General features: G+C 34.9%; 9 protein-coding genes. 7 read left to right on the forward strand and 2 right to left on the reverse strand.

What is annotated here, in order from left to right; genetic code table 11:
* The first annotated feature begins 7 nt into the window (after positions 1–7).
* From rplA to BLV35_RS02605, 7 genes are all read left to right on the forward strand, one after another.
* Positions 8–697, forward strand: a complete 690-nt coding sequence (rplA, locus tag BLV35_RS02575) for a 50S ribosomal protein L1 (RefSeq protein ID WP_091084262.1) — start codon at positions 8–10, stop codon at positions 695–697.
* Between the two features lie 22 nt (positions 698–719).
* Positions 720–1,226 (forward strand): 50S ribosomal protein L10, encoded by a 507-nt coding sequence (rplJ, locus tag BLV35_RS02580; protein ID WP_091084265.1) that lies wholly within the window; start codon positions 720–722, stop codon positions 1,224–1,226.
* A 91-nt stretch (positions 1,227–1,317) separates the two neighbouring features.
* Entirely contained in the window at positions 1,318–1,686 is a 369-nt protein-coding gene (gene rplL, locus BLV35_RS02585; protein WP_091084267.1) for a 50S ribosomal protein L7/L12, read from the forward strand.
* A gap of 273 nt (positions 1,687–1,959) precedes the next feature.
* Complete coding sequence (gene rpoB, locus BLV35_RS02590; protein ID WP_091084270.1) at positions 1,960–5,772, forward strand: DNA-directed RNA polymerase subunit beta; 3,813 nt, start codon at positions 1,960–1,962, stop codon at positions 5,770–5,772.
* Between the two features lie 236 nt (positions 5,773–6,008).
* Positions 6,009–10,325: a DNA-directed RNA polymerase subunit beta' gene (gene rpoC, locus BLV35_RS02595; protein ID WP_091084274.1), complete on the forward strand. Its 4,317-nt coding sequence runs from the start codon at positions 6,009–6,011 to the stop codon at positions 10,323–10,325.
* Positions 10,326–10,334: 9 nt separating this feature from the next.
* The gene (locus BLV35_RS02600; protein ID WP_091084277.1) at positions 10,335–10,646 is read left to right on the forward strand and encodes a DUF3467 domain-containing protein; all 312 of its coding nucleotides are present in this window, start codon (positions 10,335–10,337) and stop codon (positions 10,644–10,646) included.
* 251 nt (positions 10,647–10,897) lie between these two features.
* Positions 10,898–11,251 carry a hypothetical protein gene (locus BLV35_RS02605; RefSeq protein WP_091084280.1) on the forward strand — a complete coding sequence of 118 codons (354 nt, stop codon included), beginning with the start codon at positions 10,898–10,900 and terminating at the stop codon, positions 11,249–11,251.
* Positions 11,252–11,341: 90 nt separating this feature from the next.
* Here the strand turns inward: BLV35_RS02605 and BLV35_RS02610 are convergent, their stop codons facing one another.
* Positions 11,342–12,931 carry a peptide chain release factor 3 gene (locus BLV35_RS02610; RefSeq protein ID WP_091084282.1) on the reverse strand — a complete coding sequence of 530 codons (1,590 nt, stop codon included), beginning with the start codon at positions 12,929–12,931 and terminating at the stop codon, positions 11,342–11,344.
* A 102-nt stretch (positions 12,932–13,033) separates the two neighbouring features.
* Positions 13,034–14,479 carry an alpha-amylase gene (locus tag BLV35_RS02615; RefSeq protein ID WP_091084285.1) on the reverse strand — a complete coding sequence of 482 codons (1,446 nt, stop codon included), beginning with the start codon at positions 14,477–14,479 and terminating at the stop codon, positions 13,034–13,036.
* Positions 14,480–14,715: the final 236 nt, after the last annotated feature.

The following is a 14,715-nucleotide window of genomic DNA, read 5'->3' on the forward strand; positions in this document are numbered from 1 at the left end:
GAAAGACATGGCAAAATTGACAAAAAAGCAAAAAGAGGCTGCTTCAAAAATTGACAAAAACAGAATGTACTCTTTAAAAGATGCTGCGGCATTAATTAAAGTAGTTTCATCTGCAAAATTTGATGAGTCTGTTGATATCGCAGTACGTTTGGGTGTAGATCCAAGAAAAGCGAATCAAATGGTTAGAGGTGTGGTAACATTACCTCATGGAACTGGTAAAGATGTTAAAGTATTAGCATTGGTTACTCCAGACAAAGAAGCGGAAGCTAAAGAAGCTGGAGCAGACTATGTAGGTCTTGACGAGTATTTACAAAAAATTAAAGACGGTTGGACGGATGTTGATGTAATCATCACTATGCCAAGCGTTATGGGTAAATTAGGTCCATTAGGTCGTATTTTAGGACCTAGAGGTTTAATGCCAAACCCTAAGACAGGTACTGTAACTATGGATGTTGCAAAAGCTGTTGCAGAGGTTAAAGCTGGTAAAATCGATTTCAAAGTTGATAAAACTGGTATTGTACATGCAGGAATTGGTAAAGTTTCTTTTGGAGCTGAGCAAATTGTTGACAATGCACACGAAATTATTCAAACATTAATCAAACTTAAACCAACTGCTGCTAAAGGTGTGTATATCAAAAGTATCTACCTTACAAGCACTATGAGTCCTGCTATTGCATTAGACCCAAAAGCAGTATAATTGGTAGTTAATAATTTTTAGTATGACTAGAGAAGAAAAATCAATCGCGATTGAAGATTTAACTGCACAGTTAGCTGGTACAAATATTGTTTACGTAGCAGATATTTCTGGATTAAATGCAGATGCAACTTCAAAGTTGAGAAGAGCTTGTTATAAAGCAGGTATTAAATTAGAGGTTATAAAAAACACGTTGCTTGCAAAAGCAATGGAGGCTTCAGCTAATGATTATGGTGAGTTGCCGTCAGTATTGACTGGTAATAGTGCTATATTCATTTCAGAGGTAGCAAATGGGCCTGGTAAGATAATAAAAGATTTCCGTAAAAAATCGGCTAAGCCAGTTTTGAAAGGAGCTTATATTAATGCTGAGGTTTATATTGGAGATGATCAATTAGAAGCGTTAGCGACTATTAAATCTAAAGAAGAACTTATTGGTGAACTTATTGGATTACTTCAATCACCAGCACAAAAAGTTATTTCTGCACTTCAAAACCAATTCGCTAAAGAAGAGGTTGCTGAAACAGAAGCATAATAAAAAAAGAGTAAAACTCGGTTTTTATTATTTACAATGCGCACAATAAACAAAATATAATTTTACAAATCATTTTAAAACGATAGAAAAAATGGCAGATTTGAAACAATTCGCAGAACAATTAGTTAATTTAACTGTAAAAGAAGTTAACGAATTAGCAACAATATTGAAAGATGAGTACGGAATCGAACCAGCTGCTGCAGCTGTAGTAGTTTCAGGTGGTGGCGAAGGTGCTGCTGAAGAAGTACAAACAGAATTTACAGTTGTATTGAAAGAAGCTGGTGCTTCTAAATTAGCAGTTGTGAAAATGGTAAAAGAACTTACAGGTTTAGGTTTGAAAGAAGCTAAAGATGTAGTTGATAGCGCTCCAAGTAACGTTAAAGAAGGTGTAACTAAAGACGAAGCAGAAGCTTTGAAAAAATCTTTAGAAGAAGCTGGAGCTGTTGTTGAGCTTAAATAGTTAAACACAGTTTAGGAATTAGGTTTAGGTCTTGGGTATACATCCAAAGACCTAAACCATTTTTCGTATAACAAAAGTCTGTCTTATTTATTGAATAATAAGTTGTGATAGCAAACCCATTTTATCCCATTACGAGGAAAAAAAATTGACAGATAATAAGAAAGTAGTTATCTTAAATTGATTTTTAAAGATGTAGTGGTTTTAAAATTAAAGTATAATTAGAAATATTTATACCAATAAAAATTACTTTTATAATCAAAATTTTGTCCATTGATGATAACAAATCAGACCGAAAGATTGAATTTTGCCTCTACAAAAAATATTCCTGCATATCCAGATTTTCTTGATGTTCAGGTTAAATCTTTTCAAGATTTTTTTCAATTAGAAACTAAATCTGATGAAAGAGGCAATGAAGGACTTTATAATACCTTCATGGAAAATTTTCCAATTACAGATACAAGAAATAATTTTGTATTGGAGTTCCTTGACTACTTCGTGGATCCACCACGTTATACAATTCAAGAATGTATTGAAAGAGGTTTAACACATAGTGTGCCTTTAAAAGCAAGATTGAAATTGTATTGTACAGATCCAGAGCACGAAGATTTTGAAACTATTGTTCAAGATGTTTATCTTGGTACAATTCCTTACATGACACCAAGCGGTACCTTTGTAATCAACGGAGCGGAACGTGTTGTTGTTTCTCAGTTACATAGATCTCCAGGGGTTTTCTTTGGACAGTCTTTTCATGCTAATGGAACAAAATTATATTCTGCCAGAGTAATTCCTTTTAAAGGTTCTTGGATAGAATTTTCTACAGATATTAATAGCGTAATGTACGCTTATATTGATAGAAAGAAAAAGTTACCTGTTACAACTTTATTCCGTGCAATTGGTTTCGAAAGAGATAAGGATATCCTTGAAATTTTCGACCTTGCTGAGGAAATTAAAGTTTCTAAAACAGGACTTAAAAAATATATCGGTAGAAAATTAGCTGCTCGTGTATTAAATACATGGCATGAAGATTTCGTAGATGAAGATACTGGTGAAGTAGTTTCTATCGAACGTAACGAAATAATTCTTGATAGAGATACAATTATCGATAAAGATAATGTTGAAGAAATCATTGATTCTAACGTTAAATCTATTTTGTTACACAAGGAAGATGCTAATCAAGCTGATTATGCTATCATCCATAACACGTTACAAAAAGATCCAACAAACTCTGAAAAAGAAGCTGTTGAGCATATTTACAGACAATTGCGTAATGCAGAACCGCCTGATGAAGAAACTGCTCGTGGTATTATTGATAAATTATTCTTCTCTGATCAACGTTACAACTTAGGTGAAGTAGGTCGTTACAGAATGAATAAAAAACTTGGTCTTGATATCCCAATGGAAAAGCAAGTGCTTACCAAAGAAGATATTATTACCATTGTAAAATATTTGATCGAATTAATAAATGCGAAAGCAGATATTGATGATATTGATCACTTATCAAACCGTCGTGTAAGAACAGTTGGAGAACAATTGTCTCAACAATTCGGTGTTGGTTTAGCACGTATGGCTAGAACCATTAGAGAGCGTATGAACGTTAGAGATAACGAGGTGTTTACACCAATAGATTTGATTAATGCTAAAACATTATCGTCTGTTATCAACTCTTTCTTTGGAACTAACCAATTGTCTCAGTTTATGGATCAAACGAATCCACTTGCCGAGATAACGCACAAAAGAAGATTATCTGCGCTAGGACCAGGTGGACTTTCAAGAGAAAGAGCTGGATTTGAGGTACGTGATGTGCACTATACACACTACGGACGTTTATGTCCTATTGAGACACCAGAGGGACCAAACATTGGTTTGATTTCATCTCTTGGAGTTTATGCTAAAGTGAATGGAATGGGTTTCATTGAAACACCTTACCGTAAAGTAACTAATGGAGTTGTTGATTTAGTTTCAACACCAATTTACTTAAGCGCTGAAGAAGAAGAAGGAATGTTAATCTCTCAAGCAAATATTGAGATGGATGATTCTGGAAAAATTCTTGCTGAAAACGTAATTGCACGTCAGGAAGGTGATTTCCCTGTAATTGACCCTACAAAGGTTGATTATGCGGATGTAGCTCCAAATCAAATTGCTTCAATTTCTGCATCTTTAATTCCTTTCTTGGAACATGATGATGCGAATAGAGCGTTGATGGGATCTAACATGATGCGTCAAGCCGTACCATTAATACGTCCTGAAGCACCAATCGTCGGAACTGGTTTAGAGCGTCAAGTAGCTTCAGATTCTAGAGTTTTAATTAACGCGGAAGGTGATGGAGTTATAGAATATGTAGATGCAAATATCATTACTATTAAATACGATCGTTCTGAAGAAGAAAGAATGGTTAGTTTTGATTCTGATGAGAAAACATACAATCTAATTAAATTTAGAAAAACCAATCAAGGAACAAGTATCAACCTTAAGCCTATCGTAAGAAAAGGGGATAGAGTTGTTCTTGGTCAAGTATTGTCAGAAGGATATGCAACTCAAAATGGTGAATTAGCTTTAGGTCGTAACCTAAAAGTAGCGTTTATGCCATGGAAAGGGTATAACTTCGAGGATGCGATTGTTATTTCTGAAAAAGTTGTTCGTGACGATATTTTTACCTCTATTCACGTTGATGATTATTCATTAGAAGTTAGAGATACTAAATTAGGTAACGAAGAATTGACAAATGATATACCAAACGTTTCTGAAGAGGCTACTAAAGACTTAGATGAAAATGGTATGATTAGAATTGGAGCCGAGGTTAAACCTGGAGACATTCTTATCGGAAAAATTACTCCAAAAGGGGAATCAGATCCTACTCCAGAAGAGAAATTGCTTCGTGCAATCTTCGGGGATAAAGCAGGTGATGTAAAAGATGCTTCATTAAAAGCATCTCCATCTTTACATGGTGTAGTTCTTGACAAAAAATTGTTTGCAAGAGCAGTAAAAGACAAACGCAAACGTACACAAGACAAGGATGCTTTAGGAGCACTTGAAATGGAATATGAAGTGAAGTTTGTTGAATTAAAAGATAAGTTAGTAGAAAAACTTTTCTTGATCGTTAATGGGAAAACATCTCAAGGTGTGATGAATGATTTGGGTGAAGAAGTTTTACCAAAAGGTAAAAAATACACTCAAAAAATGCTTTATGCTGTTGAAGATTTTGCTCACTTAAGCAAAGGTCAATGGGTTGCGGATGACTCAACTAATAAAATGGTGAATGAATTAATTCATAACTATAAAATTAAGTTGAATGATTTACAAGGCGCATTAAGAAGAGAGAAGTTTACAATTTCTGTTGGTGATGAATTACCAGCTGGAATTTTGAAATTAGCTAAAGTATATATTGCCAAAAAACGTAAGTTGAAAGTTGGGGATAAAATGGCTGGACGTCACGGTAACAAAGGTATCGTTGCTCGTATCGTTCGTCATGAAGACATGCCTTTCCTTGAAGACGGAACGCCAGTTGATATTGTGTTGAACCCATTAGGTGTACCTTCACGTATGAACATTGGTCAAATTTATGAAACTGTTTTAGGTTGGGCTGGACAGAATTTGGGTAGAAAATATGCCACTCCAATTTTTGATGGTGCTTCTCTAGACCAAATTAATGAATTGACTGACGAAGCTGGAATACCACGTTTTGGACATACTTATCTTTATGATGGTGGTACTGGAGAACGTTTTCATCAAGCAGCGACTGTTGGAGTAATCTATATGTTGAAATTAGGACATATGGTTGATGATAAGATGCACGCACGTTCAATCGGACCATACTCGTTAATTACGCAACAACCTCTTGGTGGTAAAGCACAATTTGGTGGACAACGTTTTGGAGAGATGGAAGTTTGGGCACTTGAGGCTTATGGAGCATCAAGTACGCTAAGAGAAATCTTGACTGTGAAGTCTGATGATGTAATTGGTAGAGCTAAAACTTACGAAGCAATCGTAAAAGGAGAGTCTATGCCAGAACCAGGATTACCTGAATCATTCAATGTATTGATGCATGAATTGAAAGGTCTTGGACTTGATATTAGATTAGAAGAATAAATAAAAGTTTGTAGTAATGCAGTTTTTAGGTAGTAATACCTGAAAACTGTTTACTCATTTATAAGAGTTTTTAGGATTTAGCCTCGTAAACCGTTCCGATTTTTTATATAAAATGAGTTTTGTATAATTAGCGCTTTAATAAAAGTTTAAAGTTTAGAGAAGTAATCCAGGTAGAAACGCAGTACGCTGCGTACTATAATCAATTTTTAATTGCAATTAAATCAATAGTAAAAACTATGATGAATAATAGAAATAATAATAACAATAAAGATAAGAATCCTGTAAAAAGATTCAATAAAATATCTATTGGTTTAGCTTCTCCAGAATCTATCTTGAAAGAGTCTAGAGGTGAAGTTTTAAAACCAGAAACTATCAACTACCGTACGCACAAGCCTGAGCGTGACGGTCTTTTCTGTGAACGAATTTTCGGACCAGTAAAAGATTTTGAATGTGCTTGTGGTAAGTACAAAAGAATTCGCTACAAAGGAATCATTTGTGACCGTTGTGGTGTTGAAGTTACTGAGAAAAAAGTACGTAGAGACAGAGTTGGTCACATCAACCTTGTTGTGCCAATTGCTCATATCTGGTATTTCCGTTCTCTTCCTAACAAAATTGGTTATATCCTTGGTCTTCCTTCTAAGAAATTAGATATGATCATTTACTACGAAAGATACGTAGTAATCCAAGCTGGTATTGCAAAAAATGGTGAGGGTGAATCAGTACAAAGATTAGATTTCTTAACAGAAGAAGAATATTTGAATATCTTAGATACTCTTCCTGCAGATAATCAATATCTTGACGATTTTGATCCAAATAAATTTGTTGCCAAAATGGGAGCAGAATGTATTATGGATTTATTAGCAAGAATTGATCTTGATGAATTGTCTTACCAATTGAGACATAATGCTAACACTGAAACGTCTAAACAACGTAAAACTGAAGCATTAAAAAGATTACAAGTTGTTGAATCTTTCCGTGAGTCTAACTTGAACCGTGAAAATCGTCCTGAGTGGATGATTATGAAAGTTGTACCTGTTATTCCACCAGAATTACGTCCACTTGTGCCACTTGATGGAGGTCGTTTTGCAACTTCAGATTTAAATGACTTATACCGTCGTGTAATTATACGTAACAACCGTTTGAAAAGATTAATGGAGATTAAAGCTCCAGAAGTTATCTTAAGAAACGAAAAACGTATGTTGCAAGAATCTGTAGATTCATTATTTGATAATACACGTAAAGCTTCTGCTGTTAAAACAGAATCAAACAGACCATTAAAATCATTATCTGATTCCCTAAAAGGTAAGCAAGGACGTTTCCGTCAAAACTTACTTGGAAAACGTGTGGATTATTCTGCTCGTTCGGTAATTGTTGTTGGACCTGAATTGAAATTGTTTGAATGTGGTATCCCTAAGGATATGGCTGCCGAATTATACAAACCTTTCGTTATCCGTAAATTGATAGAAAGAGGAATTGTAAAAACTGTAAAATCAGCTAAGAAAATAATAGACAAAAAAGAGCCTGTAGTTTGGGATATTCTAGAGAATGTAATTAAAGGTCACCCTATATTACTGAATAGAGCTCCTACTTTGCACAGACTTGGTATACAAGCATTCCAACCAAAATTAATTGAAGGAAAAGCAATCCAATTGCACCCTTTAGTTTGTACTGCATTTAATGCGGATTTTGATGGGGATCAAATGGCGGTACATTTACCATTAGGACCAGAAGCTATCCTTGAAGCACAATTGTTAATGTTGGCTTCTCATAATATTCTGAATCCTGCAAATGGTGCGCCAATTACAGTACCTTCTCAGGATATGGTCTTGGGTCTATACTATATGACCAAAGAACGTTTGTCTACTCCAGAAAAGAAAATTTTAGGTCAAGATTTGACTTTCTATTCTGCGGAAGAAGTTAATATCGCTTTAAACGAAGGTTGTTTAGAATTAAATGCTAGAGTGAGAATTAGAGCAAAAGATTTTAATGACGCTGGAGAATTAGTGTATAAAATTATTCAAACTACTGCTGGTCGTGTGATCTTTAATGAGGTTGTGCCAGAAGCAGCAGGATATATCAATGATGTATTGACTAAGAAAAACCTTAGAGATATTATTGGACATGTATTAAATTCAACTAGTGTACCTGAAACGGCTGCCTTCTTGGATAACATGAAAGATATGGGGTATAAATTTGCCTTTAAAGGTGGATTGTCATTCTCATTAGGGGATATTAGAATTCCAGATCAAAAACCAAAATTAATCGCAGATGCTAGAGAGCAAGTTGAAGGTATTTCTGTAAATTATAACATGGGTCTTATTACAAATAACGAACGTTACAACCAAGTTATTGATGTATGGACTTCTGCCAATGCTCAATTGACAGAATTAGCAATGAAAAACATTAGAGAAGACCAACAAGGTTTCAACTCGGTTTACATGATGCTTGATTCTGGAGCAAGGGGTTCCAAAGAACAAATTCGTCAGTTAACTGGTATGCGTGGTTTGATGGCTAAGCCTAAAAAATCGACTGCTGGTGGTGGTGAAATTATTGAAAATCCAATTCTTTCTAACTTTAAAGAAGGTCTTTCAATCCTTGAGTACTTTATTTCTACTCACGGTGCGCGTAAAGGTCTTGCGGATACTGCCTTGAAAACGGCGGATGCAGGATATTTAACAAGAAGACTACATGATGTTTCTCAAGATGTTATTGTTAACATCGAAGATTGTGGAACATTAAGAGGTGTTGAAGTATCAGCATTGAAAAAGAATGAGGAAATTGTTGAATCATTAGGAGAGAGAATCTTAGGACGTGTTGCATTGCAAGACGTAATAAATCCTTTAACTAATGAAGTTTTAGTTGAATCTGGACAACAAATTACTGAGGCTATAATGAAAACTATTGACGCTTCTCCAATCGAGAAAGTTGAAGTTCGTTCTCCTCTTGTATGTGAAGCGTTAAAAGGTATTTGTGCTAAATGTTACGGTAGAAACTTAGCTACTGGAAAAATGACACAAAGAGGTGAAGCAGTAGGAGTTATTGCAGCGCAATCTATTGGTGAGCCAGGAACACAATTAACATTACGTACTTTCCACGTTGGAGGGGTAGCGGGTGGTATTTCTGAGGAATCAAGTATCATAACAAAATTCAAGGGTAAGCTTGAAATCGAAGATTTAAAAACTGTTAAAGGTGAAGACGGTGAAGGAAATGCCGTTGATATCGTTGTTTCTCGTTCTACTGAATTGAAATTAATTGATGAGAAAACTGGAATTCTTTTAAACACACATAATATTCCTTACGGTTCAAGTATTTTTGTGAAAGATGGTCAGTCAGTTGACAAAGGTGAAGTTATCTGTAAATGGGATCCATATAATGGAGTTATTGTTTCGGAATTCACTGGTAAAATTGCTTACGAAGATTTAGAGCAAGGTCAGTCATTCATGGTTGAAATTGATGAGCAAACTGGTTTCCAAGAAAAAGTAATTTCTGAGTCAAGAGCTAAAAAATTAATTCCTACTTTATTAGTTTATGGTAAAGATGGTGAATTGATACGTTCTTATAACTTACCTGTTGGAGCCCACTTGATGGTTGAAAACGGTGAGAAAATTAAGGCAGGTAAAGTATTAGTTAAAATTCCACGTCGTTCTTCTAAATCAGGAGATATTACAGGAGGTTTACCTAGAATTACTGAATTGCTTGAAGCTCGTAACCCTTCTAACCCAGCTGTAGTTTCAGAAATCGATGGTGTTGTTTCTTTTGGAAAAATTAAAAGAGGTAACCGTGAGATTATTATCGAATCTAAATTTGGTGATGTTAGAAAGTATCTAGTTAAACTTTCAAGTCAAATTCTTGTTCAAGAGAATGACTTCGTTAGAGCTGGTGTACCATTGTCTGATGGAGCAATTACTCCGGAAGATATTTTGAGAATTAAAGGACCTGCTGCTGTTCAACAGTACTTGGTAAATGAAATTCAAGAAGTATACCGTCTACAAGGGGTGAAAATTAATGATAAGCACTTTGAGGTAGTAATACGTCAAATGATGCGTAAAGTTAGAGTTCAAGATCCAGGAGATACATTGTTCTTAGAAGATCAATTGATTCATACTAAAGATTTTATCCTTCAAAATGACAAATTATATGGTATGAAAGTAATTGAGGATGCTGGTGATTCAGCTAACTTGAAAGAAGGTCAGATCGTTTCTCCACGTGAATTACGTGATGAAAATTCATTACTGAAACGTAACGATAAAAATATTGTTGTAGCTCGTGATGTTATCACTGCAACTGGTACTCCTGTTTTACAAGGTATCACAAGAGCATCGCTACAAACAAAATCATTTATCTCTGCTGCATCTTTCCAAGAGACTACTAAAGTATTGAACGAAGCTGCTGTTGCAGGTAAGATTGATTACTTAGAAGGATTGAAAGAAAATGTAATTGTAGGACATAGAATTCCTGCAGGAACAGGTATGAGAGAGTATGATCATACAATTGTAGGTTCTAAAGAAGATTACAATGATATGATGGCAAACAAAGAGGAATATATTTATTAAAACTAAGATATGAGTAATTCTAAACAACAGCAGGAGCAGATTAATATTGAATTGGATGAGAAAACAGCGGAAGGAATTTATTCTAACTTAGCGATAATCAACCATTCGTCATCAGAATTTGTTCTCGATTTTGTAAGTATCATGCCTGGTATTCCTAAGGCCAAAGTGAAATCAAGAATTGTCTTGACACCGCAACATGCCAAAAGATTATTAAAGGCAATTGGAGAGAATATTCACCGTTTTGAACAAGCCCATGGCGAAATTAAAGACACTGAACAACCTCCAATACCTCTAAATTTTGGTCCGGCGGGACAAGCATAATTGTATAGAAAAAGGCTCCAGAAATGGAGCCTTTTTTTGTGCAATACTTTCATAGCTTTTAAACTGGAAACGATGGTGATTTACTTGTTTTCATTATTATGGTACTATAGTTGGTTGTAAATGGGTCTATTTCTGTAGCTAAACGAGTTTTATGGTTGTTTGTCGAAAATATTTTTGATAAGGGTATTGATACCTTAGTTTTGTATTAGAAATAAAGATATAAATTATCTTTTTCACAAACAAAGCCCCTTATGAACAACTTTTCTAAACGTAACGACTCTAAAAAAACAGTAACTATTTTCTTTATGTTTATTTTTGTTTTAGTATCGAATGTTTCAGTATTTAGTCAAACTTCTCAAAACAATACAGTTATATCTACGACAAATGATATTACTAGTAATGAAGTAAAAGAAGACAATAAGGCAACTTCAAATGTGGAATTTGTACTTTGGTTCATGGGTTCAAAACAAGATCCAAATAGTACTATTTCTACTGAAGGAATCAATACAAAGAAGCAAATTATGACTTCTGGATTAGCACCTAATCGTTTGTTGATAAAAGCTTTTTTAAAGAAAGCAGTGAACTTTGAAAGCGCATTAGCTTAAGATATGATTTAAAATCAAATATTTATAACCACAAAAAAAAAACGCTAATTTTTACATTAGCGTTTTTTTATATTTTAAATCTAAAAGATGTTATTCAAATTCTGATGTGAAAAATAATTTCACACTTGGATATTTGTTTTGCGTCATTTTAATCGTGAAATCTGAATCGGCAAGGAAAACTAATTGGCCATATTTGTCTTTTGCTAAGAACTTCTGCTTGATGCGTTTGAATTCTTTAAACTCATCATTTTTTGCATCATCTGGCTTTACCCAACACGCTTTATGTACTGGGAAATTCTCATAGGTACATTTTGCTCCATATTCATGTTCTAAACGGTATTGGATAACCTCATACTGAAGAGCTCCTACCGTTCCGATAATTTTTCTGTTATTCATTTCCAGGGTGAACAACTGTGCTACACCTTCATCCATCAGCTGGTCAATCCCTTTATCAAGCTGTTTAGCTTTCATTGGGTCAGCATTATTGATATATCTGAAATGTTCTGGAGAGAAACTTGGAATACCTTTGAAACTCATGATTTCTCCTTCTGTCAAAGTATCACCAATTTTAAAATTCCCTGTATCATGAAGTCCTACAATGTCACCAGGATAAGAGATGTCTACAATTTCTTTCTTTTCAGCAAAAAAGGCATTTGGACTCGAGAATTTTAAGTTTTTCTTCTGACGAACGTGATAATATGGTTTATTTCTTTCGAAAGTACCAGATACAATTTTAATAAATGCTAATCTGTCTCTGTGTTTAGGATCCATATTCGCATGGATTTTAAAAACAAAACCAGTCATTTTTTCTTCTTTGGGGTCAACCAATCTTGTTTCAGATTCTTTTGGTCTTGGTGATGGCGCGATTTCAACAAAACAATCTAATAGTTCGCGAACTCCAAAATTATTCAATGCAGAACCAAAAAAGACCGGTTGTAATTTTCCGTCCAAATAATCTTGACGATCAAATTTTGGATAGACTTCATCAATTAATTCCAGCTCTTCACGTAAAGTATCTGCAGGTTTCTGTCCAATAATTTTTTCTAATTCTGGATTTTGCACATCTGAAAAAGCGATAGTTTCTTCAATATTTTTACGATTGTCTCCACTAAATAGGTTGATGTTCTGTTCCCATAAATTATAAATTCCTTGGAAATCATAACCCATTCCTATTGGGAAACTAAGCGGTGTAACTGTGAGTCCCAGTTTTTGTTCCACTTCGTCCATCAGGTCAAAAGCATCTTTTCCTTCACGATCCATCTTATTGATAAATACAATAATTGGTATCTTTCGCAATCTACAAACCGCGACTAATTTTTCTGTTTGTTCCTCGACACCTTTCGCAACATCAATTACCACTATGACACTGTCAACAGCAGTTAAGGTTCTAAAAGTATCTTCGGCAAAATCCTTGTGCCCAGGAGTATCAAGAATATTTATTTTTTTCTCTTTGTAGTTAAATGCTAAAACGGAGGTAGAAACAGAAATTCCTCTCTGACGTTCAATCTCCATGAAATCACTCGTGGCTCCTTTTTTGATTTTATTATTTTTAACAGCACCCGCCTCTTGAATAGCACCACCAAAAAGTAGGAGTTTTTCTGTAAGCGTCGTTTTACCTGCATCGGGGTGTGATATAATCCCGAAAGTTCTTCTTCTTTGTATTTCTTTTAAAAAGCTCATGTATGATGTAAATAGTTTGCAAAAGTACTATTTATAAATGTGAATAAAAAAAATGAGGCTGTCTTTTAAAACAGCCTCATTTATATTCGAAATATTTAGGATTTACATGTTTATCGACCAAACTGAATAACCGTTTGGAGGGCACTGGATTTTTACCCATTTATCGCTTTGCGTTGTTGGAATCCATGTGGAATTGCCTGTGAAGTCTTTTATTTGAGCGTTGGTCCAATTCGTAGGAACCCATCTTTCTTGCCATGAAGAAGAATTATTGATGTATACAACTAGTCCTGGATTTCCATTGTAACCATTTCTTCTGGCAATGTACTCATCATTATCTGCATATAAAATTGAAGTTGTTCCGGTAGCTTTTTGATTGTGAATCCAAATCAAGTTATTCATTTTGGCTTTGTCTAACCATTCTTCGTAATCTCTGTAAAAAATTGTTGGATAACCTTCGTGAGTTAGAATATAAGCATACGCCAATTGCTTATTATATATTTCGTCTGTATCATGGTTGGTGACAAACGTGACTGCTTTATATGGATTTCTTTTCCACATCATGTCGTCATTTAATAGAGCTAAATTATTACCATCAAATGCGTCGTTCATTTTGTAATAGCAGGCAAAATCAAATACAGAACTGTTGGCATTATTTGCCCACCATTCTAATGTGTTTACATTTGAATCCCAGTATTCTCCAACTGAAAAACCACCAACATTAGTATTCCAGTCTTTAACTACCCATGGGGCAAAACCTTTGACGTAGTCAAATCTCCATCCGTCAAATTTCATGGTGTTTTTATAATATTTTCCTACACCATCTGTTCGGAGCCATAACCAGTTTTGGACGTTTGGTGTCACGTGTGCTAAGTCAGGAAATCCGCCAAAAGCGCCTTCGTCATTATTACCGTAGGCGTTTTTATAAAAATCAGCACTTGTTCTAGGGAATTTTCCTGAAGCAACGCCAGTGAAATTTGTATAGGTTTGGGTTCCTGTAAAAGGATTGCTTTCTAACTGTCCGCCGCTATTGTGATTTAGAACCATGTCTGCATAGACTTGAATATTTTCGGTATGCGCTTTTGTAATTAGACTAACTAATTCTGTTTTAGAACCAAAACGTGTTTCTATAGTTCCATTTTGGTTGTAATTTCCAAAATCAAAATAATCAGTAGGATCGTATCCCATAGAGAAAGGGCCATTTTGAGCTTTAGATACCGGAGGAAGCCAAATTGAACCGATACCGGCATTTGACCATGCTGTTACTTTTGTGCCTAGTGTATTCCACCAGTTTCCGCCAGCGGGCACGTCCCAGTAAAAAGCTTGCATCATTACGCCACCGCCAGGATTAGCTACATATTTCCCTGTAGTTGATGTTGTCATGGATTTGCCAGTACTAAACGGATGGCCATCATGGTGGGTGACATCAATTACTTTGCTTAATGCTTTCGTTTCTGCAGAAGGGCCTTGTAATTCGTCATTTGAATTACAGGAGTAGAAGCAGATAGTTAAGGCTGCTAACATAGCAACTTTTAAATTTGGTTTCTTCATGATTTTGTAGGTTGGTTGATAAATGTATTTGGGGATTGTATTTTAAATTCGGGAGGAAATGGTTTTTTGAAAAAGCTAAATGTTAAGGTATTCACTATTATATGCGTTATTGATTTACGATATGGGTTTTATTTGGGTAATTATTTACGAATAACAGTGTTGTTGTCAGGCTAATGTATATAAATTAATGGATGGTATATCAGTTAAACTTTTAATCCGTTAACGATAACGTTGTA

This window comes from Flavobacterium gillisiae, assembly GCF_900107635.1.
Taxonomy (GTDB): Bacteria; Bacteroidota; Bacteroidia; order Flavobacteriales; family Flavobacteriaceae; genus Flavobacterium; species Flavobacterium gillisiae.

Excerpts from the sequence above, each read along its gene's own strand:
- rpoB (WP_091084270.1), top strand. The coding sequence starts at position 1,960 with ATGATAACAAATCAGACCGAAAGATTGAATTTTGCCTCTACAAAAAAT.
- rplL (WP_091084267.1), top strand. The coding sequence starts at position 1,318 with ATGGCAGATTTGAAACAATTCGCAGAACAATTAGTTAATTTAACTGTA.
- BLV35_RS02615 (WP_091084285.1), bottom strand. The coding sequence starts at position 14,479 with ATGAAGAAACCAAATTTAAAAGTTGCTATGTTAGCAGCCTTAACTATC.
- rpoC (WP_091084274.1), top strand. The coding sequence starts at position 6,009 with ATGATGAATAATAGAAATAATAATAACAATAAAGATAAGAATCCTGTA.
- BLV35_RS02610 (WP_091084282.1), bottom strand. The coding sequence starts at position 12,931 with ATGAGCTTTTTAAAAGAAATACAAAGAAGAAGAACTTTCGGGATTATA.
- BLV35_RS02600 (WP_091084277.1), top strand. The coding sequence starts at position 10,335 with ATGAGTAATTCTAAACAACAGCAGGAGCAGATTAATATTGAATTGGAT.
- BLV35_RS02605 (WP_091084280.1), top strand. The coding sequence starts at position 10,898 with ATGAACAACTTTTCTAAACGTAACGACTCTAAAAAAACAGTAACTATT.
- rplJ (WP_091084265.1), top strand. The coding sequence starts at position 720 with ATGACTAGAGAAGAAAAATCAATCGCGATTGAAGATTTAACTGCACAG.
- rplA (WP_091084262.1), top strand. The coding sequence starts at position 8 with ATGGCAAAATTGACAAAAAAGCAAAAAGAGGCTGCTTCAAAAATTGAC.